Source organism: Phytopseudomonas argentinensis, from assembly GCF_900113905.1.
Classification (GTDB): Bacteria; Pseudomonadota; Gammaproteobacteria; order Pseudomonadales; family Pseudomonadaceae; genus Aquipseudomonas; species Aquipseudomonas argentinensis.
On the sequence record NZ_FORC01000002.1, the window covers coordinates 34583 to 61127 of the forward strand.

Genomic DNA, 26545 nt, shown 5'->3' on the forward strand with positions numbered 1-26545 from the left:
CTTACTGCGGCGTCTGCACGCGCACCGAGCGGTTCATCCTGTGACGAATCAGCTGGATCAGGCCGGGCAGGATCGACACCACGATGATGCCGACGATCAGGTAGTGCAGGTTGCTCTGCACCGCCGGCAGGTTGCCGAAGAAGTAACCCCCGTAGGTGAACAGGGTGACCCAGAGAATCGCACCGACCACGTTGTAGGCGGCGAAGTGCGCGTAGTTCATGTGGCCCATGCCGGCGACGAAGGGCGCGAAGGTGCGCACGATCGGTACGAAACGGGCGAGGATGATGGTCTTGCCGCCGTGGCGGGCATAGAACTGCTGGGTAATCTCCAGGTGGCTGCGGCGAAAGATCTTCGAGTCCGGGTTGCGGAACAGCCGCTGGCCCATGAAACGGCCGATGGTGTAGTTCAGGGCGTCGCCCAGTATCGCCGCGCTGATCAGCAGCAACACCAGCAGATGCACGTTCATGGTGCCATGCACGGCAATGGCGCCAGCCACGAACAGCAAGGAGTCGCCCGGCAGGAACGGGGTGACCACCAGGCCGGTTTCGCAGAATACGATCAGGAACAGGATCGCGTAGATCCAGGTGCCGTATTGGGCGGTCAGGGCCGCCAGGTGCTGGTCGATATGCAGAATGAAATCGATAACCAGGTGAATGAATTCCATCAGGGGCTCCAACGATAGGGCAGCCCGGTAACTATCGGGGCGGGCTGCTTGGGGGCGGCATTATGCTCGCATCGGCGTGCAAAGGCGCGAGGCTGAGGCAGGGTTTTGAGCCTGTGGCATGGCAAGCGTTCCCTGCAACTGGCACGGTGGCGATGAACGTAGGCGGGCGCGGCCCGGCAGCCGAGGCTATGGCTTGGTACGTGGCTGGATATGCAGTTCGGTGGTTTGTGCGTCCTTGGCCTGCAGGGTGGCCGGGTCGCGCTTGCTGCCATCCTGCTGGGCGCGCTGTTTGGCGAGTGCCGCCATGCGCTCGGACCAGGCGAACTGCAGCTCACGGTATTGGGGCGCCACCGCGGCGCTGTTCAGCCGAGCCTGTTCCTGCCAGAACTCGGCGTCACCGCGCCACCAAGGGTCTTCGCCCGGCGCCACAGGCTCGACGGGCGTGACCTTGGGCAACGTGGCCGGCTCGATCTTGATGGTGGTCGGTGCTGCTTGTGGCTGCAGCGGATTCAGCCGGGCAAACAGCTGGGCACCCCCATAAGCCAGTGCGGCACCTACGGCGACGGCAACGGCGCTGCGCGCGAACTCGCTTCGCGGGCTTTTGGGTTTGCTGACTGAAGCCTTCATCATCCATCCCTAGAAGAAAGAGAAACCGACACGAAGCATGGCGGAACCTGGGTGAATGATAGCCACTTGCGCGGCCCCGTTGAGCTTTATTTACGTGTCGGTCAGCGTGCCAGAGCGATTACTTGCCCTTGATGATGCGTTGAATGGTGCCGGTGTTATTGTTGAGCAACACATAGTCGGTACCGATCTTCACCCAATGCTCGTGCTCCTTGTCTTCGGGCTCCGGCAGGTTGTGCTTTTTCAGGTCCTTGATCGCGTAATCGTCACGCCAGTATTTGTGCGGCGCAGGCGTGCCTTCCTTGAGGTGGCCGATGTGCATCGGATCCTTGGCTTCCGGGTCTTCCTGATCGGGCTGCTGCTTGAGCACCTGATCCTGATAGACCTCACGGGCGGGTTCCTGCTGTGCCGGGTCGGCGGCGTGGGCCAGGCCGCTGGCCAGCAGGGCGCCAAACAAGATGCTGAGGGTGGGCGTGGTTTTCATGTGACTCTCCTTGATCCGTGTCCCTATATGGACAGAGACAGGTTGCGGAACACTCAACCTAAATTTTCACCAGCCAACCGGCCTGGCGTCTTCTTATACCCCGTTGCCAACGGCCTTTGCGGGCACGCCGCTGCGCATGCCGCTGCACACGCCGTTGCACATGCCGTTGCACACGCCGCCGAACGGCAGGTTTTTTCCATGAACCTTCGGGCGGCGGGGCGCCACTATCTATTCAAGTACCCGATTAGAGTGAGTCATGCCTGTTCCCGTTTTTCTTGCCCTGGCGTTCGGCTGTGTTGGCGCCGTACTCATGGGCATCGGCCTTTCCCGGCGTCGCGTCAGCCGCAACTGGCTGTGCGCGCAAGGGCGCATCATCGCAAGTGAGTGGGGGCTGAGCACGCCGAGCCGCTACCCGCGCTTCGAATGGCGCGACGCAGAAGGCAACCTGCACATGCACGAAAGCAGCATGAGCAGCTGGCGCCATTACCGCAAAGGGGATGCGGTGCCGGTGCGCTACGACCCGGCGTTCCCCAAGCGCGCGGTGATCGACACGCCAGTGCAACGCGGCGCCTCGTTCTTCTGGCTGGGCGTGCTGCTGTGCGGCATCGCCGGCTTGTTCCTGCTGGTCGAGCTGCTGCTCAACTGAGCCGACCGTCTTGCAGCCGCCGCGCAGGGCGGCTGCGACCATTGAGCACATACGTCCAATAAAGCTGCCTGACGCAGCGGCATAGTGGCTGCACGGTCGGGTACAGCCAAAGGCTTGCCGATCGTCACGCCGCAGGCCATGGACTTGCGGGTCGATTTCGCCGCCAGGGACGTCCCTTCGATATGCCAACCATTGAGCCGAGCAACGTGGTGACCCTGGTCATCCAGCACAAGGTGCGCCCCGGCTACCTGCCCGCCTACCAGGCCTGGCTCAAGCGCGCCCTGGCCGCCGCTGAACAGCAGAGTGGCCACCTGGGCGTCAATGTGATCCGCGCGGACGGGCAGGGCGATGCCTTCACCACGGTGCTGCGGTTTGCCGAAGGCTGGCAGCTCGACGAGTGGATCGCCTCGGATCGCCGGCGCCTGCTGATCGACGAGGTGCTGCCGCTGCTCGAAGGCGGCGACCAGATCCAGGTCAGCCGCGATCACGAATTCTGGTTCACCCCCGAACATGCCCAGGCGCCACAACCGCCGAAGTGGAAGCAGGCGGTGCTCACCTACCTAGTCATCTGCCCGCTGACCATGCTCATCCCGCTGTTGTGGCAACCGCTGTTCCAGCAGTACCCGGCGCTTGCCGGCGTGGTGCCGAGCAACCTGCTGATCACCCTGTGCATCGTCGTGCCGGTGGTGTTCTGGATCATGCCGGTGGTCACCCGTTGCTGTGCAGGCTGGCTGAGCGCCCGCTGATTTTTTCTTCGACTCCATAACCCGAGAGGACGCGTCCATGAGCACTTTCACCAGCCGCGACGGCACCGAGATCTATTTCAAGGACTGGGGCAGCGGCAAGCCCGTGCTGTTCAGCCATGGCTGGCCGCTGGACGCCGACATGTGGGAATACCAGATGCAGTACCTGAGCAGCCGCGGCTATCGCACCATCGCCTTCGACCGCCGTGGCTTCGGGCGCTCCAGCCAGCCGTGGACGGGCTATGACTACGACACCTTCGCCGACGACATCGCCGACCTGATCGAGCACCTCGACCTGCACGAGGTAACCCTGGTGGGCTTCTCCATGGGCGGCGGCGACGTCAGCCGCTACATCGGTCGCCACGGCACCGCGCGGGTCGCCAAGCTGGCGCTGCTTGGGGCGGTCACGCCGATCTTCGGCAAGGCAGCGGACTTCCCCGAGGGCGTCGACGCCTCGGTATTCGCCGGCATCAAGGACGGCCTGCTCAAGGACCGTGCGCAGTTCATCAGTGATTTCGCAGCACCGTTCTATGGCATCGACAAGGGCCACAAGATCTCCGACGGCGTGCTCACCCAGACCCTCAACATCGCCTTGCTGGCTTCGCTCAAGGGCACGGTCGACTGCGTGACCGCGTTCTCGGAAACCGATTTCCGCGCCGACATGGCCAAGGTCGACGTGCCGACCCTGGTGATCCACGGCGATGCCGACGCCATCGTGCCGTTCGAAACCACCGGCAAGCTGGCCGCGCAGATGATCAAGGGTGCCGAGCTGAAGGTTTACGAAGGCGCGCCCCATGGCTTCGCCGTGACCCATCAGCAGCGTCTGAACGAAGACCTGCTGGCCTTCGTGTCCCGCTGATTACCGGAGCGCCCAGCCATGAGCAATGATCCCCAAGACCCTAAACGCCGCCAGGTCGTTGCCGCCGGTGGCCTGCTTGGCGCGGCTGGCGCGCTGTGGTCTGCCTTACCTTTCGCCGGCGGTGCCGGCTATGCATTCGGAGCCAACATGAACGACGCCGACCTGATCCTGCTCAACGGCAAATTCCACACCGTCGACCCCGAGCGGCCCCAGGCCACTGCCGTGGCGATCAAGGACGGCCGCTTCATCGCCGTCGGCAGTGACGCCGAAGCCATGGCCACCAAGGGCGCGGCCACAAAGGTCATCGACCTCAACAAGCGTACCGCCATCCCCGGCCTCAACGACTCCCACCTGCACCTGATTCGTGGCGGCCTGAACTACAACCTCGAACTGCGCTGGGAAGGCGTGCCGTCGCTGGCCGATGCCCTGCGCATGCTCAAGGACCAGGCCGACCGTACGCCGACGCCGCAGTGGGTACGGGTGGTCGGCGGCTGGAACGAATTCCAGTTCGCCGAAAAGCGTATGCCGACCCTGGCCGAGATCAACCAGGCGGCGCCAGACACCCCGGTGTTCCTGCTGCACCTGTACGACCGCGCCTTGCTCAACCGTGCTGCGCTGCGCGTGGTTGGCTATGACAAGAACACACCGAACCCGCCCGGCGGCGAGATCCAGCGTGACAGCAACGGCGAACCCACCGGCATGCTGATCGCTCGTCCCAACGCGATGATCCTCTACTCGACCCTTTCCAAAGGGCCGAAGCTGCCGCTCGACTACCAGGTCAATTCGACCCGCCAGTTCATGCGCGAGCTCAATCGTCTGGGCCTGACCAGCGCCATCGATGCTGGCGGCGGTTACCAGAACTACCCGGATGACTACCAGGTGATCCAGCAACTGGCCGACAACGACCAGCTCACCGTGCGCATCGCCTACAACCTGTTCACCCAGAAACCCCAGGAAGAGCTGGCCGACTTCCAGCAGTGGACCAAGACCGTCACCTACGGCCAGGGCACCGACTACCTGCGCCACAACGGCGCCGGCGAGATGTTGGCGTTCTCCGCCGCCGACTTCGAGGACTTCCTCGAGCCGCGCCCGGACCTGCCGCCGAACATGGAGGCCGACCTCGAGCCGGTAGTGCGCCATCTGGTCGAGCACCGCTGGCCGTTCCGCCTGCACGCCACCTACGACGAATCCATCTCGCGCATGCTCGACGTGTTCGAGAAGGTCAACCGCGATATCCCGTTCAACGGCCTGCCGTGGTTCTTCGACCACGCCGAAACCATCACCCCGAAGAACATCGAGCGGGTCAGGGCGCTGGGCGGTGGTATCGCCATCCAGCACCGCATGGCGTTCCAGGGTGAATACTTCGTCGACCGCTACGGCAAGCAGGCGGCGGAAAGTACCCCGCCGATCAAACGCATGCTCGCCGAAGGGGTGCCGGTCGGCGCCGGCACCGACGCCACCCGGGTGGCCAGCTACAACCCCTGGACCTCGCTGTACTGGCTGGTCAGCGGCAAGACCGTGGGCGGTACCGCGCTGTATCCCGAAGGCCTGTCCCGCGCGGTCGCGCTGCAGCTGTTCACCCAGGGCAGTGCCTGGTTCTCCAACGAGCAGGGCAAGAAGGGCCAGATCAAGGTCGGGCAACTGGCCGACGTGGCAGTGCTTTCCCAGGATTACTTCAGCGTGTCCGAGGAAGCCATCAAGTACCTCGAGTCGGTGCTCACCGTGGTCGGCGGCAAGGTGGTCTACGGCGCCGAGGAGTTCGACAAGCACGGCAACCCGCCGCTGCCGGTACTGCCGGACTGGTCACCGGTGGCCAAGGTGCCGGGCCACTGGAAGCCCGCTGCGCCACTGCAGGCCGCCGTGCACCAGTGCATAGGCGCCTGCTCGGTACACGCCCACAGCCATGAGCGGGCGCGGCAGAGCAAGGTGCCGGTCAGCGACTACGCCGGCTTCTGGGGCGCCTTCGGGTGTTCGTGCTTTGCGTTCTAGCGCTGCCTAGCTCCTTGTGGGAGCGGGCCATGCCCGCGATTCGCGCGCATGGTCTAGGCGTCCCGGCACGCTCCCACAGATAACACACACATTTTTAACTCGGCGTCTCTCCGCCGCCTCGGGCACGGCCGTGCCCATTTTTTATCGACATCGACCTTTTTTATGAGATTGCCCATGACCAGCGTCACTCAACAAACCACCGCCGGCCCCTGGAGCCCGCTGCGCACCTCGGTGTTCCGCTGGCTATGGCTGGCCAGCATCGCCTCGAACATCGGCACCTGGATGCACGAGGTCGGCGCCGGCTGGTTGATGACCTCGCTGTCGGCCAGCCCGCTCGCCGTGGCCATGGTGCAGGTGGCCGCGGCATTGCCGATGTTCTTTCTGGCGCTGCCCGCTGGCGCCCTGGCCGATATCGTCGACAAACGCCGCTACCTGCTTACCGTGCAACTGTGGATGGCTACCGTGGCGGTGCTGCTTGCCGGCCTGACCCTGCTCGGTTTGATGAACGTGCCGCTGTTGCTGCTGTTGACCCTGGCCATGGGCATCGGTACCGCCTTGATGATGCCGGCCTGGTCGGCGCTGACCCCTGAGCTGGTCGGCAAGGCCGAATTGCCCGCCGCCGTGGCACTGTCCAGCCTGGGCATGAACGTGGCACGTGCCATCGGCCCGGCCATCGCCGGCGTGCTGGTCAGCCTCAGCGGCCCCTGGCTGACCTTCGCCCTCAATGCCGTGTCGTTCTTCGCGGTGATCGCCGCGCTGTATGCCTGGAAGCGCACGCCCACGGTAAGCATCCTGCCGGCCGAGCGGCTGTTCGGCGCGGTGCGCCTTGGCGTGCGTTATGCGCGCAGTGCCAAACCGCTGCAGGCGGTGCTGGCGCGCACCTTCGCATTCTTCGTCGGCGCCAGTGCCGGTATGTCGCTGCTGCCGCTGTTGGTGCGCCGCGAACTGAACGGCACGGCGGCGGACTTCGGCATCCTGCTCGGCTGCGTGGGCGCCGGTGCCATCGCCGGGGCGATGTTCCTGCCCAAGCTGCGCGAGCGCCTGCGCAGCGACCTGATCGTCGCCGGCGCCAGCGTCGCCTATGCCGCGGTGCTGTTCGGCCTGGCCTTTATCCGTGACTTCACCCTGCTGATTCCGGTGATGCTGGTCAGCGGCGCCGCCTGGATCGCCGTACTGTCGAGCCTGCAGGTCGCCGCGCAAACCTCGGTGCCGAGCTGGGTGCGCGCCCGCGCCCTGGCGGTGTACATCCTGGTGTTCTTCGGTTGCAGCGCCATGGGCGGCATCGTCTGGGGTTCGCTGGCCAGTGCGTACTCGCTGAGCGTGGCGCTGGCCGGTGGCGGGGCGTTGCTGCTGCTCGGCGTGCTGCTGTCCTGGCGCTTCCGTTTACCGGTCACCGATGCCGAAGACCTGGCGCCTTCCGTGCACTGGCCGGCGCCGGTGCTCGATGCCGACCTGGACCGCGAGCGCGGCCCGGTGATGGTCACCCTCGAATACGACATCCCCCGGGAACACGCCGAGGCGTTCAGCCACGCCATGCTTGCCGTACGGGCCATGCGCCGGCGCAACGGTGCGCTGTCCTGGGGCCTGCTGCAGGACAGCGAGAACCCCAACCTGTGGCAGGAATTCTTCTTCGACGCCTCCTGGCTCGAACACCTGCGCCACCACGGCCGCGTCACCGTGGCCGAGCAACGCATCGAAGCCAACGCCCGGCAATACCAGCGCGACGGCGTGGCCGTACGCATCCGCCACCTGCTCGGCGTGCCGGCACCGCGTGGCCCACTACCCCCTTCAAACACCCCTCATGCAACCACAGGAGTTACACCATGACCATTGCCTACAACTGCCTGGACAAAGACAATGCCGCCGTTCTGCTGGTCGACCACCAGGCCGGCCTGCTGTCGCTGGTACGTGACATCGACCCGGACAAGTTCAAGAACAACGTGCTGGCCCTGGCCGACATCGCCAAGTTCTTCAACCTGCCGACCATCCTCACCACCAGCTTCGAAACCGGCCCCAACGGCCCGCTGGTCCCCGAGCTGAAGGAGATGTTCCCGGACGCGCCGTACATCGCCCGCCCAGGCCAGATCAACGCCTGGGACAACGAAGACTTCGTCAAGGCGATCAAGGCCACCGGCAAGAAGCAGCTGATCATCGCCGGCGTGGTGACCGAAGTCTGCGTGGCGTTCCCGGCCCTGGCGGCCATCGAAGAAGGCTTCGATGTGTTCGTGGTCACCGACGCTTCCGGCACCTTCAACCAGATCAGCCGTGATTCGGCCTGGCAGCGCATGACCGCCGCCGGCGCGCAGCTGATGAACTGGTTCGCCGTGGCCTGTGAGCTGCACCGCGACTGGCGCAACGACGTGGAAGGCCTGGCGAAGATCTGCTCGGATCACATCCCGGACTACCGCAACCTGATGACCAGCTATGCGGCGCTGACTTCCGGCAAGTAAGCGGCACGCTTCGAGCCCCGTGCGGGCGGCGCGTGCGCCGCCCGCACGGGGCTCGGCTGCGGCCATTTTTTCGGAGCCTCCTGGTGAACCGTACCGATCTTCGTAAAGTCGACCTGCACCTGCTGGTCGTGTTCGAAAGCCTGATGCATGAGCGCAACCTCACGCGCACGGCGGAAAAGCTCTATCTCGGCCAGCCGGCGATCAGCGCCTCGCTGACCCGCTTGCGCGACTACTTCCACGACCCCCTGCTGGTACGCAATGGCCGCGAGATGGAGCCCACGCCCCGCGCGCTGGAAATCTTCCGCCGCCTGCCTGCCGCCCTGGACGGCATCTCCCAGGCGATCAGCGAAGTGCGCGATTTCGACCCGAGCAGCAGCACCTCGGTGTTTCGCATCGGCATGTCCGACGATGTCGAGTGCGGCCTGCTGCCCCAGTTGCTCGCCCACCTGCGCCAACAGGCGCCCGAATGCGTGCTGGTGGTGCGCAACGCCAATTTCCTGCTGCTGCCCGGCCTGCTCGCCACTGGCGAGGTGTCCATCGGCATCAGCTACACCACCCAGCTGCCGGCCAACGCCAAGTGCCGCAGCCTGCGCGATATCCGCGCCATGGTGATCCGCGCCGCCGACGGCACGCCGCCATTGACCCTGGACGATTACTGCACGCGACCCCACGCGCTGGTGTCGATGTCCGGCGACCTGTGCGGCAACATCGACCAGGACCTGGCGCGCCTGGAGCGCAGCCGCAAGATCGCCCTCGCGGTGCCGCACTTCAACGGGCTTGGCGCGTTGCTGCGCAACTCCGACATGATCGCCACCATTCCCGACTACGCCGCCGAGGCGTTGGTACAGGGCGGCGGCCTTGTGATGGAAGCGCCGCCCTTCGAGATCGTGCCGGCGCAGCTGACCATGGTCTGGCGCGCTGCCCAGGATCAGGACCCGGCCGAGCGCTGGCTGCGCGAGCAGATATTGAAGTTCATGGCCGCGTGAGCCTGCGCTATGCTTGCAACCCAGCTGCCGGCAACACTTTCGTGTTGCTGACACCTACTCCTTGTGGGGCTGTCCTGCCCGCTGTCATGCCGAGATAATCGACGCTACGGTCTATGAAACTGACAGCTGCCCGGCGTGCCAGGGCGGCGGCTTCTGTACTAGCGTGCTTCGAGATTCTGCATGACGACGAAAACCGTCGCGATCCTGTTGTTCCCCGACGTCCTGATGCTCGACGTGGCCGGCCCCATCGAAGTGTTTTCGGTCGCCAACCGTTACCTGCCCGAGAGCGATCACTACCACATCGTCACCCTGGGCGCCGACTCGCTCGGCGTGCGTGCCTCCAACGGCATCGTCATGCAGGCGGACCAACTGGCCATCGACGCGCCGGTGGCCTACGACACCCTGCTGGTGCCCGGTGGCCCTGGCGCCTACAACGACCGCCATCCCCAGCTGCACGACTGGCTGCGCGACGCGGCGCAGGCCTCGCGCCGCTATGGCGCGGTGTGTACCGGCGCCTTCATCCTCGGCGAAGCGGGGCTGCTCGACGGCCACCGGGTGACCACCCACTGGCATTACCTGGACCGCCTGGCCAAGCGTTTTCCCAAGGCCCGGCTGGAAACCGACCAGCTGTTCACCAAGGATGGCAAGCTGCTCAGCTCCGGCGGGGTGACGGCGGGCATCGATCTGGCGCTGTCGATCCTCGCCGACGACCACGGCAAGAAGCTCGCCCTGGATGTCGCCAAGGTGCTGCTGGTGGTGATCAAGCGCCAGGGTGGCCAGGCCCAGTTCAGCCCCTTGCTGCCGCCGACCGGGCAGGGCGCCACGCCGCTGGAGCGGGTGCAGCAGCACGTGCTGGAAAACATCCAGGAGCCGTTCACGGTGGAGCAACTGGCCGAGCTGGCGGCGATGAGCGTGCGCAACTTCGCCCGCGTGTTCACCCGCGAGCTGCAGATGACGCCCATGGAGTTCGTACTCGCCGCTCGGGTCGATCATGCCCGCTCACTGCTGGAAAGCACCGACCTGCCGCTCAAGACCGTGGCCTTTCGCAGCGGCTTCGGCAGCACCCGACATATGCGGCAGATGTTCGACAAGCGCCTGGGGCTGACGCCGGCACAGTACCGGCACCAGTTCGGCTGATTGCCTGGCAGATGGCCATGATGCCCGGGCTAGAGCGGCTTGTCGGCTGTCCGTGTTGCGCACCGCTATGGCCGGATTGCTACCCCCGTGGCGATGTCGCGGGGCAGACGAACGGTAGAGAATGATTCTCTTATCAGAACAAGGAGAGCGGCAGAGCGCCGAGCAGCCGAGACCCATTGGGGTGTAAGTCCGGCATGGCGGGATGCTGAACAGACCATGCGCGATCTCGAGCCCACTGCTGGTGATACCGTCCTGCGTTTCGGCCGCTTCGAACTGCATCCGCAGCGCCGTCTGCTCCTCGATGGCGGTCGGCCGCTGACCATCGGTGCCCGGGCCCTGGACATCCTGCTGGTACTGGTGGAAAGCGCCGGCAAGATCGTCAGCAAGGAGGCGATCATCTCCCGGGTGTGGCCGAAGACCTTCGTCGAAGAGATCAACCTGCGCGTGCATATTTCGGCGCTGCGCCGGGTGCTGGGCGTGTGCCCACAGTCGCGGGATTACATCACCAACGTGCGCCAGCGCGGCTACAGTTTCGTCGCCCATGTCGAGCTGGTCCGCCGGGCCGACGAGCAGGGCACGACGCCGTCCGGAGCGTTGCCGACGTTGCCCGGCCGGTCGGTGCGCATCGAGGGCCGTGACCGGCTGATCGAAGACCTCACGCGGCGTTTGCAGACGCGCCGACACATCACCCTGGTCGGTCCCGGTGGGGTGGGCAAGACCACCGTGGCGCTACGTGTCGCCCAGCAGCAGTTGGGGCATTTCGCCGATGGCGTGCGCTTCGCCGACCTGGCAGCGCTCAGCGAGCCGGCAGAGCTGGCCACCACCCTGGCCTCGGAGATGGGCATCGCGGTGCCCGCAGGCGTCGACGCCCAGGCCCATCTGCTGGAGGCCATGGCCAACCGCCGCATGCTGGTGCTGATGGACAACTGCGAGCACCTGATCGATGCCTGCGCCGCGCTCAGCGAAGCCTTGCTGCAGGCCGCGCCCGGTTTGCACATCCTGGCCACCAGCCGCGAGGCGCTGCGCACCGCCGAGGAGTACGTACAGCCGCTGGCCCCGCTGGAATCCCCACCGCTGGGTAGCCATTTGCGCCTCGCCGCGGCCCTGCGCTATCCCGCGGTAAAACTGTTCGTGCGCCGGGCGCGGGCACGCCAGTCGGATTTCCGCCTGCTAGAAAGCGACGTGTCGCGGTTGGTCGAGCTGTGCCGGCGGCTGGACGGCCTGCCCCTGGCCATCGAGCTGGCGGCTGCGCAACTCGACGCCCAGAGTCTGGAGGGCATCCTCGCCCAGCTGGACAACCACAGCTACCTGAGCCTGCTCGGGCGACGCAGCACACTGGCGCGGCATGCCAGCCTGCTGGCGTCACTGCAGTGGAGTTACGACCTGCTCAACGAACAGGAGCGCCGCTGCCTGCAGGGCCTGGCCCATTGCGACGCGTATTTCACGGTGGCAGACGTGAGGCAGGCGCTGGCCGGCTTGCCGATCACCGACAGCGCCCGTTGTGGCTCGATGACCCGGTTGGTTTCGCTGTCGCTGATCGGCCTGCGCCGCGATGCGGGCGTGGTCTATTACCACATGCTCGAATGCACCCGCGCCTTCGCCCGGGAGAAGGCCCGCGAAGCCACGCGCACCGGTGAGTGGCATATCCCGGCGCTGGGCTAGCGCGACGGCCTTAGCACGCCAGCCGCTGCAGCTCTGGCGCCTGATCGGCCTGCTGGCGCTTCCAGGCCAGCGGGCTCATGCCCTGGCTTCTGGCGAACACCCGGCAGAAGTGCGCCTGGTCGAAGAAACCGCACTCCATGGCGATCTGCGTCAGGGACAGCGGCGAATGGCGCAGCAGCGCCATGGCCTTATCGACCCGTTGCTGGCGCAGCCACACGTGAGGTGTCAGGCAGGTGCTTTCCTTGAATTTGCGGGTGAAGTGGCTGCGTGACAGGGCACAGGCCTCGGCCACTTCGGCCACCGAGATGCCGGCATCCAGGTTGGCCAGCATCAGTTGCTTGGCGATCGCCTCCTGCCAGGCGGCGAGCTTGCCCGCCGAGTACGACGACTGATCGGAATCCTGTGCTGCCTTCATGCTGATTTCCCAACTGGCGCCTGGCAGCGCGGCAGACTTGCGGCGCTGTGCGACGTCGTGTCGCGGGGCAGGAGCAATTGTTGGAGAGCAGGGGGCGGCGGGCGAGTTGCGTAATGTTAATTAAGGTTAAGTGCCGGTTTAACCTTGGTTGGCAGGCAGGCCGTCATGACCAGCCGTCGATGATGCCGCGCTGCAGGGCGATGCTCACCGCATGAGTACGGTTGCGCGCCTTGAGCTTGGTCATGATGCTGCGCATATGGCCCTTGACCGTGTCTTCGCGAATCGCCAACCGGGCGGCGATGTCGGCGTTGCCCAGCCCCTGGGCCGCGTGCTCGATGATCTGCACTTCGCGCGGCGAGAGGCTGTCCTCGGCAATGGCATTGCACAGCTCGCTGGCAATCGGCTCCGGAAAATAGCGCTTGCCGGCTGCTAGGCTCTGGATGGCGGTCACCAGTTCCTTGCGCAGCATGCTCTTGAGCAGGTAGCCACGGGCGCCGGCCTGCACCGCCTGCAAGGCGCGGGCATCGCCACTGTAGGTGGTGAGCACGGCGATGCAGGCATCGGCGAAGCGGGCACGAATCGCGCGGATCGCCTCGGTGCCGTTGAGCCCGGGCATCTGCAGATCCATCAGCGTCACGTCCGGGCGCAGCTCGGCGAAACGTTGCACGGCCTGTTCGCCATCGGCTGCCTCACCGACCAGCAGGATGTCAGGGTGGGCGTCGAGGACCGCGGCGATTCCTTCGCGCAACAGGGGATGGTCGTCGACCACCAGCAGGCGGATGGGCATAGCGCTCATGCATCGTCTCTCGCTCGGCGGCGCGCGAACCAGCGGCGCCATGGTTGTCGGGTAGGGCGGGTATAGGACAGCGCCGCGGCGAGTTGCAGTTCCACGCGAGTGCCACCGTCTGTCAGCGGTTGCACTTCGAGGCTGGCGCCGATCTGCGCGGCGCGCTCGTGCATGCCGCGAATGCCCCAGCGCTGCGGCCGGCCCGCGGCGCTGGCGTAGGGCAGGGCAATGCCCTGGCCGTCGTCCTCGATGCGTAAGCGCAAACGCCGCGCACCATAGCTCAGGGTCACGGTGATCCGCTGCGCAGCGCCATGGCGCATGGCATTGCCGACGGCTTCGACGGCGATGCGGTAGGCCGCGTCCTGCACGGGGGCCTGCAGGCTGCGCTCATCGCCGCTGACCTGCACGGCAAGGTCGAGCCCGGGTTCATCCAGGCCCTGCACGAACTGGCTCAGTTCGGCCGCGAGCCCCAGGCCGCTGGCAGCTGGCTGGCGCAGCTGCTGCACCCGCTCGCGGCCTTCATGCATGACCTCGTCGGCGCGATCCAGGGCACGCTCCAGGCGCGTGCGCGCGGGGTGGTCGGCTGCCAGGGTGTCGGCGGCCGCCTGGAAACGCAGCATCAGCCCCTGCAGGCTTTGCAGCAGGGTGTCGTGCAGCTCGCGGGCAATCCGTTCGCGTTCGCCCTGCTGGGCTTGTAGCTGCAGCTGCAGGCGCTGGCGGTCGCGACGCACCACGCGGCGATGCAGCCAGCCTAGGCCGAGCAGCAGGGCGGCGGCCAGCGGCAGGTAGAACAGCGGGCGAAGGTAGAACGCCGGCGCCACGCTGAACGCCAGCATTGTCGGGGCGGCCGGCTGGCCACCTCCCTGGTCGAACACCTGCACCTCAAAGCGGTAATCGCCAGCCGGCAAGCCGGTGTAGGTGGCCCGCCGCTGGCGCCCGGCTTCGTTCCAGTCGCGGTCGTAGCCCTGCAAGCGATAACGGAACGACAGGCTTTGCGGGGCATGCAGGTGCAACGCCGTGTAGTCGATGACGATGCGCCGGCTGTCCGCTGGCAACTGCAGCGCGGCGGATAGCGGCTCGCTAGCGCCATCGACCAGGACCTTGTCGATGACCACTGCCGGCAACGGCGTGGCTGCAGGCTGGCGAGCGGGGTCGAGCAGGCTGACGCCGGCACTGGTGGAAAACCACAGCCGGCCATCGGCACCGACCACGCCGGTGGGCAGCGGCAGCACGCGATAGGGGTCATTGGCCAGGCTGCCGTCCAGGCTCACCGAACGATAGCGCAGGCGGTAACCCGGCTCGGCCAGGGCCCGGGCCACCTCTGCGGCCGGCAACTGCAAGATGCCGCCCTTGCCATGCGCCCACAGGTCGCCATCATGGCCGGGCAGCAGCGCATAGATGTTGTCGAACTGGCCGTTGGCCGGCAGCGCCAGCGTCTGGAAACGTTCGCCATCGAAACGCGCCAGGCCGTGCTGGCCGCCGAACCAGGACTCCCCCTGTCGATGGAGCTGCGCGGTGACATGGCCGATGCGCAGCCCATCGGCCGCGCCCCACCGGCGCAGCGCATCGCCCTGGCGGCTGACCAGCAGGTTGTCGCGGTAGCCGAACCACAGGCGACCTTGCCCGTCGCTGCTGGCACTGACCGGCATCACCTGGCTGTGCAACTCGCTGACGCCCGCTAGCGCTTGCCAGCGATGTTCGCGCAACACGAACAGCCCGAGGCCGTTAAGCGACACCCACAGGCTGCCGTCGGCGGCCAGCGCCATGGCCCGCACCGAGGTATCGGGCCCGGCCTGCTCGGGCAGCCTGGCCTGCAGCTCGACGCCCGCAGGCGTAGCGTGCCAGATGCCGTGGAGCCCGCCGACCCAGACGCCCGCGGCACGGTCCGCGAGCAGGGCGGTTACCGGTTCGGCGATCGGCCAGCGCTGCAGCTCGCCGTCATCCAGGCGCATCAACCCGCGGTTGTTGCTGGCTGCCCAGAGTGCGCCGTCGGTGGCCACGGCCAGTGCCGCATTCAGCGTGCCGGCCGGCAGTGGCGCCGGGCTCAGCTCGCGCAGCCGAAAGCGGTCGAGGCCGGCATTGCTGCCGGCCCACAGGCTGCCATCGCGATCCTCCAGCAGCGGCCACAGGTAGTCGGCGCTCAGCCCCTCGCGGCGGGTCACCCGCTCGGCGCTGGCCAGGTCCAGTGGCATCTGCGCATGGCGGTAACGGCGTAGCCCGTTGCCTGGCGTGCTGGTCCACAGCCCACCCGCATGGTCGAACAGCAGGCCGTTGATCGGGGCATCCATCGTCTGGGTCTGCAGGCGCGGCAGGGGGCCGGGCACCACGCGGTGCAGGCGATTGACGTAGCGTTCGGCGATCCAGATCGAGCCGTCGGCGGCCTGGGCGATCTGGCTGGCCCAGTCGATCGCGCCGTCGACCTCGGTAAAACGCTGGGCGCCGGCAGCGCGCTGGTACAGGCGATGGCTGCCGGCGGCCCAGACAGTCCCGTCGCGGTCGACGAATACCGCCCGCGCGCTGCTGGAGTCGAAGCCCTCGGCGGCGCCAATGGCCGTCCAGCGCTGGCCGTCGAAGCGCGCCAGCCCCTCATGGGCGGCTGCCCAGATGGCGCCGTCGCGGTCGCGTGCCAGCCCGTAAAGCGCGCCGCCTGGCAACCCCTGACCTGCGGGGAAACTGCGCGCTGTCTGCCCCTGAATCAGCCGTGCGCCCCCCGCACGCAGACCGACCCACAGGCCATCGCCCACCGCCAGCAGGCTGGCCACCGTGCCCAACGGTTGGCCGTCGGCCGTCTGGTAAACCGTGAAGTTGAAACCATCGAAGCGCAGCAGGCCGCTGTCGCTGCCCAGCCACAGATAGCCGTCGCCAGTCTGCGCCAGTGCGCCGACCTGGTTGGGGCCGTCATCATCTGCCATGGTCCACCGGTGATGCTCGCGCAGCGCCAGCGGTTCTGCCTGCGTGGGCAGGCTCAGCAAACCCGCCAGCAGCCAGGCGCAGAAGCCCCATGCGCAAAGGCGCCGATAACCGGCTGGCAGAAAGGAGAGGGCATTCACGCTGATGTTCGTACGCAGGGAAAAGCCGATTGTGCCGCCGAGCCTCAAGGGGCGCCAGGGCTGCCGGTGATCCGATGGGGTGCACAAAAGCGGCACCTCGGGCTACACGAAAGGGGTTACGGCTGTACACTGAACTTGCAGCTGCCAAAACAGCTCTGATTGATCAAGTGGACAGATCAACACCCGCCAGGAGGGCGCAACATGGGACCGGAAGACCGAGAGTGGTGGCGCGAAGGCCGCCGACAGCAGGGGCACAACGCCTCATGGGACAACTTCAGAGCCAAGCCTGGCCCCAAGGCTGGCAACGTCCTGCGAATACAGCGCCCACTCAAGTTGAGCAGCACGGCGCCCTACCTGCAGCTGCAAGCCCAGCAACTGATCGAAAACCGTGAAACCCCCAGCACCAGCCGGATACTGCTTATCCTCGGCGTGGTGGCCGTTGCAGGGTTGATCGTGGCGGGGTTTCTGGTGATCTAGTTCCAAGGCATTTACGACGAAAGGCTTATCAGGTGATAAGCCTTTTTCGTTTATGTGGCTGGCCGTTGGTGCATTCGGGAGCCGGACAGCAAGGGTATGCTGCACCCACCAGGCGACGACCGCCGCTCGCAATGAAGTGCAGCGATGAGAAACTGATCGTGATAGCGGCCCTGGGCTTTGCCTTCTGGCACTTCTACCTCAAGCCATCCGCCAGCCGCTGATCACCAATATCGGCTCCGATGGAGCAGTTTTCAGCAATCCCATCTCCGAACAACCCGCGCCGGCCTTCTCCCTCGAGCGCTTTATCCCAACGTTCGCCGCCAACGGCACGACGAGATTATCTGGCACCGCTGCCCAGCCAGCTGCGACTTACCGCTGCGATGGCCGCACCCATTGCTCGCAAATACGCTCCTGCGAAGAGGCGACCTTCTTCCTGCATAACTGCCCAGGGACGAAGATGGATGGCAGTGCCGTGTGAAACGCAGTGGTGCCGCTAGTTTTCCCGCTAAATGTCCGCACGAAGTGGTGAGGCGAAGCCAAACCATTACACCCTTTCAACCTAAGCGTTTGAGTTGAAAGCGCTTTTATATGCACCTTGCATGGTGCTTCTAAAGGTGCTTTTAAGCGTGTTATCGTGGAGGTGCTTACCCCGTGTTCGCGCACCCATATGAAGACAAGTCCTGCATAGATAGCTCGGCCCATAGAGACGAAAGCCCAGATAGGCCTAACTAGGCCCGGTGGCTGGCCAGTACAGAGAGCTCAGGCGCATTTAGAGATAGAGAGAACAGGTGGCTATGGCAATGACATACGCGGTGCTGGCTGATGTTGCGGCGTCGGTGACAGACCTTAAAAAAGACCCAATGGGCACCATCCGCGAAGGTAACGGTGAAACGGTCGTGATCCTCAATCGGAATGAACCAGCGTTCTATGCCGTGCCCCCTGCACGCTACCAAGCCATGCTGGAGCTGATCGATGATCTGCGTCTGGCTGAAGTCGTGCGTGAGCGGCGTGGTGAATCCACCGTGCGAGTAGATATCGATGACCTCATCGCGCAAGCCAGCGGAGCCGACTAAGTACGCTCTGGAGTTCAACGCTCAGGCACTCAGGGAGTGGGGCAAGCTTGGCAATACAATCCAGTTGCAGTTCGCCAAGAAACTCAAGGAGCGCCTCGATAATCCCAGGGTCGAGGCCGACAAGCTTCGGGATATGCCCAACTGCTACAAGATCAAGCTTCGCACCGTTGGTTACCGCCTGGTTTATGAGGTGATCGACAACCGTCTGGTTGTCACTGTGATCGCTGTAGGTAAGCGAGAGCTAAACAAAGTCTATGGCAAGGCCACCAAGCGTTTGTAAGTCGCTTCGCGCCATGCGCCGCCCGCTGCACCCGGACAGAACAGTTCTGATTTCGTGACGAGCATATGGTAGTCGCTGTGCTTTAAAACCAATGCGCACAAAAAAGGGCTTACCTTTCGGTAAACCCTTGTTTTGTTTGGTGGCTACGCAGGGACTTGAACCCCGGACCCCAGCATTATGAATGCTATGCTCTAACCAGCTGAGCTACGTAGCCGAGTGGCGCGCATTTTCCGTATCTACCGGTAGCGTGTCAAGCCCTGATGCAGAATAAATTTACGGACTTTCAACCGCTTAGCTATTTTTCTAGGCAAGCCTCCCTGGGCCAGGGCGAAATTGGCTGGTTAACCGAGAACGGGATCGAACGAAGGGTAGGGCGTCTGCTCGATGGCGCGCCGTTGGTCGTCGGTTGGTGCAGTGCGGCACAGATCCGGTTCCTGGCCGTGCGGATAGCCGCCTACCACCAGAAAGTCATCGCTGCTGCCAAGGTTGCAGTGCCCGGTGCCGGCCGGTAGTACCAGCACGTCTCCCGCCTGCACGTCCAGCTCCTGGCCGTTAGGCCCGCCCAGCATCACCCGCGCGTGCCCCTGGATGACGCCCAGCACCTCGTGGGCGTTGCTGTGGTAGTGGTGGTAGTCGTAGATGCCGTCTACCCACTGCGCCGGCCAGCCATGGGCCTTGAACAGCTGCTGCGTGCCGCCCGGGTCAGGCAGGCCTTTGCCCTTGAGCGCCTGACGGTAGAGCAGGACGGGGTGGTTGCTGTTGTTCGGCATCCAGTCGTTGCGTGTCAGGAGCAGCCGTTCGACCTGTACGGCGGGGTACTCGCGTTGGGACGGCGTGCCAAAGTCGCCAGAGGCTTCGCCCAGGTTGGCGAGGTAGTGCAACATCAAGCGGTGGGAAAACATATCCATGGCAGGCGCCCTCTCGAGGGGGTTGGCTTCACCTTGAATTAGAGGGGGCTCGTGCGCAGAGGTTTGGATTATCGCTGGCCCAAAAAAGGCAAAGCCCCTCGAGAGCATGCTCTGGAGGGGCCTGGTGCCGCGCAGGGTGGGCTTAGACGTTGAAGCGGAAGTGCATCACGTCGCCATCCTTGACGATGTATTCCTTGCCTTCCAGGCGCCATTTGCCGGCTTCCTTGGCACCGGCTTCGCCCTTGTACTGGATGAAGTCGTCATAGGCGATGACTTCGGCGCGGATGAAGCCCTTCTCGAAGTCGGTGTGGATCGCGGCCGCGGATTGCGGGGCGGTGGCGCCGACCTTGACGGTCCAGGCGCGCACTTCCTTCACGCCGGCGGTGAAGTAGGTCTGCAGGTTGAGCAGCGAGTAACCGGCGCGGATCACGCGGTTCAGGCCCGGCTCGGTCATGCCCATGGTTTCCAGGAACATCTGCATCTCTTCCAGATCGTCCAGTTCGGCGATCTCGGCTTCGATCTTGTTGCACACCGGCACCACGATGGCGCCTTCTTCGTCGGCGATGGCTTGCACCACGTCGAGCAGCGGGTTGTTCTCGAAGCCCTCTTCGGCCACGTTGGCGATGTACATCACCGGCTTGGTGGTCAGCAGGTGGAAGGTCTTGGCCAGGCGCTTCTCGTCGTCACCCAGGTTCTTGAGCAGGCTGCGCGCCGGCTTGCCTTCGGTGAAGTGCGGGATGAGCTTTTCCAGCAGCGCCTTCTGCGCCACGGCTTCCTTGTCGCCACCCTTGGCGGTACGGGCGACGCGCTGCAGCTGCTTCTCGCAGCTGTCGAGGTCGGCCATGATCAGTTCGAGGTCGATGATCTCGATGTCGCGCTTGGGGTCGACGCTGTTGGCGACGTGAATGACGTTCTCGTCTTCGAAGCAGCGCACCACGTGGGCGATGGCGTCGGTCTCGCGAATGTTGGCGAGGAACTTGTTGCCCAGGCCTTCGCCTTTCGAGGCGCCGGCGACGAGGCCGGCGATATCGACGAATTCCATGGTGGTGGGAATCACCCGCTCGGGTTTGACGATTTCTGCCAGAGCGTCGAGGCGCGGGTCGGGCATGGGCACGATGCCGCTGTTCGGCTCGATGGTGCAGAACGGGAAGTTCTCAGCAGCGATGCCGGACTTGGTGAGGGCATTGAACAGGGTGGACTTGCCGACGTTGGGCAGGCCGACGATGCCGCAATTGAATCCCATGGTGTATCCCTCGCGCCAAAGGCGGTAGATGTAATTAGAGAGTGGCTTTCTGGCTGTGCAGCTTGCGCATCGCTACCGTCCAGTCACCGGCGAGTATCTCCGGGAGGACGTCGAGGGCGAAGCCGATGCTGGTGTCCAGCAGTTCCTGTTCACCACGCGGTGCGCGGCCGAGCACGAAGTTGGAGACCAGGCTGGCGTGCCCGGGGTGGCCGATGCCAAGCCGCAGGCGATGGAAATTGTTCTGGTTGCCGAGCTGGGCAATGATGTCGCGCAGCCCGTTATGCCCGCCGTGCCCGCCACCCTGTTTGAGTTTGGCGACGCCGGGAGGCATGTCGAGTTCGTCGTGGGCCACCAGGATCTCTTCGGGTTTGAGCTTGAAGAAATTCGCCAACGCCGCCACGGACTGGCCGCTGCGGTTCATGAAGGTGGTGGGAATGAGCAGACGCACTTCGCGGCCTTGGTGATTGAACTTGCCCACCAGGCCAAAATACTTGCGATCAACGCTGAGGTTGGCGCGCTGGCTGTCCGCCAGGCGCTCAACGAAAAGGGCCCCTGCATTGTGCCGGGTCTGGTCGTATTCGGGGCCCGGGTTACCCAGGCCAACGATCAGTTGTACGGCAGTCATACAGGAGCCCTTTCTTGAAGCAGGCGTCGCGAGCCGGAATTACTCGGCGGTGCTTTCGCCTTCGCCTTCAGCTGCGTCTTCTACACGAACGCGCGGCAGGTGGACGCTGGCAACCGGCAGATCGCTACCGTGGGCCAGGGCAACCAGCTCAACGCCTTTCGGCAGTTTGATGTCGGACAGGTGAACGGTCTGGTCCAGGTCGATGTTGGCGAAGTCAACTTCGATGAACTCCGGCAGGTCTTTCGGCAGGCAGGAGACTTCAACTTCGTTCAGCGAGTGCAGAACTTCACCGCCTTTCTGCTTGACGCCAACGGAGGTAGCTTCGTTGATGAAGTGCAGCGGAACGTGTGCGGTCAGTTTCTGGCCGGCAACCACGCGGATGAAGTCAGCGTGCAGAACGTAGCCTTTTGCCGGATGGCGCTGCAGGGCCTTGATCAGCACGTTTTCTTTCTTGCCGTCGACGGTCAGGTTCAGCACGTGGCTGAACGCGGCTTCGTTTTCCAGCAGCTTGGCCAGATCTTTGGCAACCAGGCTGATGGACAGGGGAGCCTTCTCGCCACCGTAGATAACGGCAGGAACTTGGCTGGCGTTACGACGCAGGCGGCGGCTCGCACCTTTCCCCAGGTCGGAACGCGCTTCGGCATTCAGGGTAAATTCAGCAGTCATTTCACTTCTCCAGAATAACCAAACCGCCCGTTACGCTTGCGACCAGCGGCGGGGCGGTTCGGTGAAAGGCCTGGCCAGGTGGCCAGGCATGTTTCGTCAGGGGCGTTCCGGGTTAGCGGAACATCGCACTGATCGATTCTTCATTGCTGATGCGGCGTACCGCTTCAGCGACAACCGGCGCGATGTCCAGTTGGCGAATACGTGAACAGGATTGCGCGGCGGCGGACAGCGGGATGGTGTTGGTCACCACCAGTTCGTCCAGTACCGAGTTCTCGATGTTCTCGATGGCACGACCCGACAGTACCGGGTGCGTGGCATAGGCATATACCTTGGCAGCGCCGTGTTCCTTCAGAGCCTTGGCCGCGTGGCACAGGGTGCCGGCGGTGTCGACCATGTCGTCGACCAGGATGCAGGTGCGGCCTTCCACGTCACCGATGATGTGCATCACTTCGGAGTGGTTGGCTTTTTCACGGCGCTTGTCGATGATCGCCAGATCGACGCCCAGGCTCTTGGCAACGGCGCGCGCACGCACCACGCCGCCGATGTCCGGGGAGACGATCATCAGATTGTCGAAACGCTGATCTTCGATGTCATCGACCAGTACGGGCGAGCCGTAGATGTTGTCGACCGGGATATCGAAGAAGCCTTGAATCTGATCCGCGTGCAGGTCGACGGTGAGAACCCGGTCGATACCTACCACGGTGAGCATGTCGGCCACTACTTTGGCGCTGATTGCCACGCGGGCGGAACGCGGACGGCGATCCTGGCGGGCATAGCCGAAGTAGGGGATGACTGCAGTGATTCGAGTCGCTGAGGAACGGCGGAAGGCGTCGGCCATCACCACCAGTTCCATCAGGTTGTCATTGGTTGGCGCGCACGTCGGCTGAATCAGGAAAACGTCTTTACCGCGGACGTTCTCGTTGATTTCGATCATGATTTCGCCGTCGGAGAATTTTCCGACCGAGGCATCACCGAGGGGAATGTGCAGCTGACGAACGATACGTCGCGCCAGATCGGGGTTAGCGTTCCCCGTAAAGACCATCATCTTGGACACGCGCAGTACCTGCCGGCTGAGGGTAACCTGGATGAGTATAAAAATGGCAGGGGCGGCTGGATTCGAACCAACGCATGCCAGGATCAAAACCTGGTGCCTTACCGCTTGGCGACGCCCCTGTAACGTGTGTGACGCAATACTGCTCAATTCGGTAGTACGAGCCACCCTTGGGTGGTTATGGCAGGGGCGGCTGGATTCGAACCAACGCATGCCAGGATCAAAACCTGGTGCCTTACCGCTTGGCGACGCCCCTGTAACGTATAACCGATGCTACGCATTCACTTCCTGGCCAGTTCTTGCAGCTTGCGGTGCAACATCGAAACGTTGGCACCCTGCGCAACAAAACTTGGCAGTGTGGCTGGAAGTTGGCGGGCGACTTTATCAGCATCGTCCCGGTTTGGGAAGCTCCCAAACACACAAGCTCCAGTGCCGGTCAATCTTGTCGGAACAAATTTGTTCAGCAAGATCAGCGCGTTACGAACAGCAGAGTAACGCTTCTCGACGACCGGCTGGCAGTCGTTACGACCACCCCCCTCAAGAAGGCTGCGAACTTTAATGGGCGGCGTATCGCGTGTCAACTCAGGGTCGGAGAAAACTTCTGCTGTACTGACAAGCACTTGCGGCACGGCGACGAGAAACCAGGGCTCCGGCAGCTCGACCGGGGTGAGTTTCTCACCGACACCTTCGGCGAATGCCGCGCGGCCGCGCACGAATACCGGCACGTCGGCGCCCAGGCTCAGGCCCAGAGCGGCCAGGCGGTCTTCGCTGCAGCCCAGCCCCCAGAGGTGATCGAGGCCGAGCAGGGTGGTCGCGGCATCGGAACTGCCGCCACCGATGCCGCCGCCCATGGGCAGGCGCTTGCGCAGCCAGATATCCGCTCCCAGCCCGGTGCCGCTCTGCTGCTGCAATTGCTTCGCTGCGCGCACGATCAGGTTGCTGTCGTGGGGCACGCCGTCGATTTCGCTGTGCAGGCGGATCACGCCGTCCTCACGGCGCCTGAAGCCCAGCTCGTCGCCATGATCGAGAAACTGGAACAGGGTCTGCAGCTCGTGATAACCGTCGTCGCGGCGGCCGAGGATATGCAGCATCAGGTTGAGCTTGGCCGGCGCCGGCAGGATCAGCTCGGCTTCGGCGGGGATGGCGTCTGGGGTCATGGCGGCAATGGTATGCAAGAGGGGATAAGAGAGTCGCGCAGGCTAGCGCAGCCCGTAGCCCGGGTCGAGGGCGGCGGCGCCCGGGATGATGCTCCTGGGTGTCGCTGCGCTCAACCGCAGGCTAGGGCGAACGGAGTGCATGAAAGTCGCGCGATGCGGGAAGGCATCGCGCTTGGCGGTCTGGAAGGGATTACTGGCCGAGGTGGCGCGGCTGCCAGTCCTTGATCACCAGGGTCACCTGGATATCGTGGCCTTCCAGGCGCAGGCGCTCGGGCAGCCAGTAGCCATCCTGCTCGGCGTAGCGGGTGTAGCTGACTTCCCAGCCATCCTGGCTCAGCTGCGCCAGACGGCTGTCGGCGTCCAGGGTGATGCGGCTCCTGCTGTCCGGCGCTGGCAGGCCGCGGATCCACCACAGCAGGTGGGAGACCGGCAGGTTGAGGCCCAGTTGCTGCTGCAGCAGCTCCTCCGGGGACTCGGCCTGATAGCGACCCTGGTTGGCCACTTCCAGCTCGACCTTGCCGGGGCGGCCGGTCAGCCGCGCGGCGCCGCGGCCCAGGGGGCCGGACAGGCGGATATCGGCGTAATCCTGGCGTTGCAGCCAGAACAGTGTGCCGCTGCCCGAATCACGCGGCGCGCGGATGCCGACCTTGCCGTTGATCTGCCAGCCATCGAGGGTGCTGATCTGCTGTTTGTGCGCCTGCCAGCGAGCCGGGTCACCGAGGCCCTGTTCCACCGCCTCGCGGGTGGACAGGCCGGAACAACCGGCCAACAGGGTGACCAGGGCGAGTACGAGAAGGGGGCGCAGCGACATCAGGGTTTCTCCGATCCGGTCAGGCGCAGCACGGTGCTGCGCAGAATTTCACTCTCGGGCTGTTCTTTCAGGGCGTCGCGCCAGATCTTCCGGGCTTCGCGCTGCTTGCCTTGGGCCCACAGCGCTTCGCCCAGGTGGGCGGCAACCTCGTGGTCCGGGAAGCGTTCGAACGCCTGGCGCAGCCACTTCTCCGCATCCGCCAGGTTGCCGAGGCGGTAGTTGGCCCAGCCGAGACTGTCGAGAATGGCCGGGTCTTCCGGGTTGAGGTCGTGGGCCTGCTGGATCAGTTCGAGGCCTTCCTTGTGCCGGTCGGTGCGGTCGACCAGGGTGTAGCCCAGGGCGTTGAGGGCCATGGCGTTGTCCGGCTCGCGCTCGAGGATCAGGCGCAGGTCGCGCTCCAGCTGCTTGAGGTCGCCGCGCGGCTCGGCCAGCATGGCGCGGGTATAGAGCAGGTTGATATCGCCCGGGTACTGCTTGAGGGCCTGCTGGATGAGGTCCCAGGCCCGGTCGGGCTTGTTCTGCTTGGACAGCGACTCGGCTTCGATCAGGTACAGCTGCAGGGCATATTCCGGTTCGCTGTCGCGGGCTTCGGCCAGGTGCCGGGAGGCTTCGGCGCCACGGCCATTGGCGACCAGCAGGTCGGTCATGCGCGCCTGGGCGGGCAGGTAGTCGCTGCCGCCGCCGACCAGCGAGTAGGCCAGCAGCGCGTCGTCCACTTCGCCGAGTGCCTCATGGGCACGGCCGAGGTTGTACTGCGCCGGGTCGACGTGGGCGTCGCGCTGGATCAGTTCTTCCAGGTAGACGATCGCTTCGCGCCAGGCCTCGGCTTCCAGGCATACCAGGGCCAGGGAGAAACGCAGGTCATCGTCTTCGGGGAATTGCTGCAGCAGCGAGGAGAATTCGCCCCGGGCTTCATCCATGCGGCCCAGCTCGACCAGTTGACGGGCATAGGTCAGGCGCAGGCGTTTGTCGCCGGGGTTGCGTTCCATGCCCTTCTTGAGCAGTGGCAGCGCTTCCTCGCCGCGGCCCAGGCTCTGCAGCAGGCGTGCGCGCAGCAGCAGCGGGGCGGATTGGTCCTGTTTGGCTTCGCTGGTTTCGAGCAGCTCCAAGGCTTCCTCGGCGCGGCCATCCTGCTGCAGCAGCAGCGCCTTGCCGAACAGCAGCTGACCGTCGTTCGGGTACTTGCCGAGCAGGCGGTCGAAGCTCTGCAACAGGCCGGCACGGGTGTCCGGGTCGGTTTCCGCGGCGGATAGCGCGAGGAAGTCGAAATGGGTGTTGCCCTGGCGCTGGCGCACACGCTCCATGTAGCTCATGGCTTCGTCGTAGCGCCCGGCACGGGCCAGCTGCACGGCGGCGGCGCGCTGCGCGTCGACGTCATCGGGGGCGTTCTTGGCCCACACCAGGGCGGTGTCCAGGGCTTCCTGTTCGGCGCCCAGGTACTCGGCGATGCGGAAGCCGCGCTCGGCGACGCCGGCATCCTGGGTTGCATTGGCCTGTTGCACGTAGTTGCTCAGGGCAATGTCGAAGCGGTTGCGCTGCCCGGCCAGTTCGGCGGTCAGCAGCGCCAGCAGGGTTTCCTGGCTGAACGAGCCGTAGTTTTCCGGTGCCTTGGCAGTCGCCTCGGTACCCGGTTCCTCCACGGGAACGTTGCCATCCGGTGCGGACGGCGCAAAAGTCTGACAACCACCCAGCAAGGCCAGGGCGGTGAGCAACGCGATGGGTCTATTCATAAGAGGAAATGCGACTAACCTGCGGTTT

At 64.7% G+C, this 26545-nt stretch carries 26 protein-coding genes and 3 tRNA genes; 12 read left to right on the forward strand and 17 right to left on the reverse strand.

Annotation, left to right across the window (positions count from 1 at the left end; genetic code table 11):
• Window position 1 precedes the first annotated feature (1 nt).
• The 3 genes from BM154_RS08670 to BM154_RS08680 form a co-directional block, all read right to left on the reverse strand.
• Entirely contained in the window at window positions 2–664 is a 663-nt protein-coding gene (locus BM154_RS08670; protein ID WP_074882476.1) for a DedA family protein, read from the reverse strand.
• Between the two features lie 186 nt (window positions 665–850).
• Window positions 851–1291, reverse strand: a complete 441-nt coding sequence (locus tag BM154_RS08675) for a hypothetical protein (RefSeq protein ID WP_074882477.1) — start codon at window positions 1289–1291, stop codon at window positions 851–853.
• A gap of 118 nt (window positions 1292–1409) precedes the next feature.
• Window positions 1410–1772, reverse strand: coding sequence for an RcnB family protein (locus BM154_RS08680; RefSeq protein WP_074882478.1), 363 nt, complete (start codon window positions 1770–1772; stop codon window positions 1410–1412).
• 256 nt (window positions 1773–2028) lie between these two features.
• Between BM154_RS08680 and BM154_RS08685 the strand changes: the two genes are divergently transcribed.
• From BM154_RS08685 to BM154_RS08725, 9 genes are all read left to right on the forward strand, one after another.
• On the forward strand, window positions 2029–2418 hold the full coding sequence (locus tag BM154_RS08685) for a DUF3592 domain-containing protein (protein WP_074882479.1): 390 nt from the start codon (window positions 2029–2031) through the stop codon (window positions 2416–2418).
• Between the two features lie 182 nt (window positions 2419–2600).
• A complete protein-coding gene (locus tag BM154_RS08690) occupies window positions 2601–3164 on the forward strand; it encodes a putative antibiotic biosynthesis monooxygenase (protein ID WP_074882480.1) in 564 nt (187 codons plus the stop codon).
• 37 nt (window positions 3165–3201) lie between these two features.
• On the forward strand, window positions 3202–4020 hold the full coding sequence (locus BM154_RS08695; RefSeq protein ID WP_074882481.1) for an alpha/beta fold hydrolase: 819 nt from the start codon (window positions 3202–3204) through the stop codon (window positions 4018–4020).
• 18 nt (window positions 4021–4038) lie between these two features.
• On the forward strand, window positions 4039–6009 hold the full coding sequence (locus tag BM154_RS08700; RefSeq protein ID WP_074882482.1) for an amidohydrolase: 1971 nt from the start codon (window positions 4039–4041) through the stop codon (window positions 6007–6009).
• A gap of 174 nt (window positions 6010–6183) precedes the next feature.
• On the forward strand, window positions 6184–7836 hold the full coding sequence (locus tag BM154_RS08705; protein ID WP_074882483.1) for an MFS transporter: 1653 nt from the start codon (window positions 6184–6186) through the stop codon (window positions 7834–7836).
• Window positions 7833–8459 (forward strand): isochorismate family cysteine hydrolase YcaC, encoded by a 627-nt coding sequence (ycaC, locus tag BM154_RS08710; protein ID WP_074882484.1) that lies wholly within the window; start codon window positions 7833–7835, stop codon window positions 8457–8459. The genes BM154_RS08705 and ycaC overlap by 4 nt, the downstream gene beginning before the upstream one ends.
• Window positions 8460–8542: 83 nt before the next feature.
• Entirely contained in the window at window positions 8543–9445 is a 903-nt protein-coding gene (locus tag BM154_RS08715; protein ID WP_074882485.1) for a LysR family transcriptional regulator, read from the forward strand.
• 180 nt (window positions 9446–9625) lie between these two features.
• Window positions 9626–10582, forward strand: coding sequence for a GlxA family transcriptional regulator (locus tag BM154_RS08720; protein ID WP_074882486.1), 957 nt, complete (start codon window positions 9626–9628; stop codon window positions 10580–10582).
• Window positions 10583–10798: 216 nt separating this feature from the next.
• On the forward strand, window positions 10799–12244 hold the full coding sequence (locus BM154_RS08725; RefSeq protein WP_074882487.1) for an ATP-binding protein: 1446 nt from the start codon (window positions 10799–10801) through the stop codon (window positions 12242–12244).
• A 10-nt stretch (window positions 12245–12254) separates the two neighbouring features.
• Here BM154_RS08725 and BM154_RS08730 read toward each other — a convergent pair whose 3' ends face one another.
• The 3 genes from BM154_RS08730 to BM154_RS08740 form a co-directional block, all read right to left on the reverse strand.
• Complete coding sequence (locus tag BM154_RS08730) at window positions 12255–12659, reverse strand: helix-turn-helix domain-containing protein (RefSeq protein ID WP_074882488.1); 405 nt, start codon at window positions 12657–12659, stop codon at window positions 12255–12257.
• A 163-nt stretch (window positions 12660–12822) separates the two neighbouring features.
• Window positions 12823–13455: a response regulator gene (locus tag BM154_RS08735; RefSeq protein WP_074882489.1), complete on the reverse strand. Its 633-nt coding sequence runs from the start codon at window positions 13453–13455 to the stop codon at window positions 12823–12825.
• The gene (locus tag BM154_RS08740) at window positions 13452–16496 is read right to left on the reverse strand and encodes a sensor histidine kinase (RefSeq protein ID WP_139225421.1); all 3045 of its coding nucleotides are present in this window, start codon (window positions 16494–16496) and stop codon (window positions 13452–13454) included. Before BM154_RS08740 ends, BM154_RS08735 begins: the two co-directional genes overlap by 4 nt.
• Before the next feature lie 201 nt (window positions 16497–16697).
• Between BM154_RS08740 and BM154_RS08745 the strand changes: the two genes are divergently transcribed.
• From BM154_RS08745 to BM154_RS08760, 3 genes are all read left to right on the forward strand, one after another.
• On the forward strand, window positions 16698–16973 hold the full coding sequence (locus BM154_RS08745; RefSeq protein WP_074882491.1) for a hypothetical protein: 276 nt from the start codon (window positions 16698–16700) through the stop codon (window positions 16971–16973).
• A gap of 800 nt (window positions 16974–17773) precedes the next feature.
• Entirely contained in the window at window positions 17774–18046 is a 273-nt protein-coding gene (locus BM154_RS08755) for a type II toxin-antitoxin system Phd/YefM family antitoxin (RefSeq protein ID WP_208609429.1), read from the forward strand.
• Window positions 18012–18326: a type II toxin-antitoxin system RelE family toxin gene (locus tag BM154_RS08760; RefSeq protein WP_074882493.1), complete on the forward strand. Its 315-nt coding sequence runs from the start codon at window positions 18012–18014 to the stop codon at window positions 18324–18326. Before BM154_RS08755 ends, BM154_RS08760 begins: the two co-directional genes overlap by 35 nt.
• A 137-nt stretch (window positions 18327–18463) precedes the next feature.
• On the opposite strand, the gene BM154_RS08765 is transcribed toward BM154_RS08760, so the two are convergent.
• The 11 genes from BM154_RS08765 to BM154_RS08815 all read right to left on the reverse strand — a co-directional run bounded on the left by BM154_RS08765 (window position 18464) and on the right by BM154_RS08815 (window position 26517).
• Window positions 18464–18540: transfer RNA gene (locus tag BM154_RS08765), tRNA-Met, on the reverse strand.
• A gap of 127 nt (window positions 18541–18667) precedes the next feature.
• Window positions 18668–19234, reverse strand: coding sequence for a cupin domain-containing protein (locus BM154_RS08770; RefSeq protein WP_244157123.1), 567 nt, complete (start codon window positions 19232–19234; stop codon window positions 18668–18670).
• 142 nt (window positions 19235–19376) lie between these two features.
• Window positions 19377–20477, reverse strand: coding sequence for a redox-regulated ATPase YchF (gene ychF / locus BM154_RS08775; RefSeq protein WP_074882494.1), 1101 nt, complete (start codon window positions 20475–20477; stop codon window positions 19377–19379).
• A gap of 34 nt (window positions 20478–20511) precedes the next feature.
• Window positions 20512–21102: an aminoacyl-tRNA hydrolase gene (gene pth, locus BM154_RS08780; RefSeq protein ID WP_074882495.1), complete on the reverse strand. Its 591-nt coding sequence runs from the start codon at window positions 21100–21102 to the stop codon at window positions 20512–20514.
• A gap of 39 nt (window positions 21103–21141) precedes the next feature.
• On the reverse strand, window positions 21142–21768 hold the full coding sequence (locus tag BM154_RS08785; RefSeq protein WP_074882496.1) for a 50S ribosomal protein L25/general stress protein Ctc: 627 nt from the start codon (window positions 21766–21768) through the stop codon (window positions 21142–21144).
• Window positions 21769–21880: 112 nt separating this feature from the next.
• A complete protein-coding gene (locus BM154_RS08790) occupies window positions 21881–22822 on the reverse strand; it encodes a ribose-phosphate pyrophosphokinase (RefSeq protein ID WP_027906044.1) in 942 nt (313 codons plus the stop codon).
• Window positions 22823–22866: 44 nt separating this feature from the next.
• Window positions 22867–22941 (reverse strand) — tRNA-Gln (locus tag BM154_RS08795).
• 59 nt (window positions 22942–23000) lie between these two features.
• Window positions 23001–23075: transfer RNA gene (locus BM154_RS08800), tRNA-Gln, on the reverse strand.
• Window positions 23076–23100: 25 nt separating this feature from the next.
• Complete coding sequence (gene ispE / locus BM154_RS08805; protein WP_074882497.1) at window positions 23101–23976, reverse strand: 4-(cytidine 5'-diphospho)-2-C-methyl-D-erythritol kinase; 876 nt, start codon at window positions 23974–23976, stop codon at window positions 23101–23103.
• 190 nt (window positions 23977–24166) lie between these two features.
• Complete coding sequence (gene lolB, locus BM154_RS08810) at window positions 24167–24787, reverse strand: lipoprotein insertase outer membrane protein LolB (protein WP_074882498.1); 621 nt, start codon at window positions 24785–24787, stop codon at window positions 24167–24169.
• Window positions 24787–26517 carry a tetratricopeptide repeat protein gene (locus BM154_RS08815; protein WP_074882499.1) on the reverse strand — a complete coding sequence of 577 codons (1731 nt, stop codon included), beginning with the start codon at window positions 26515–26517 and terminating at the stop codon, window positions 24787–24789. The genes lolB and BM154_RS08815 overlap by 1 nt, the downstream gene beginning before the upstream one ends.
• Between the last annotated feature and the right edge of the window lie 28 nt (window positions 26518–26545).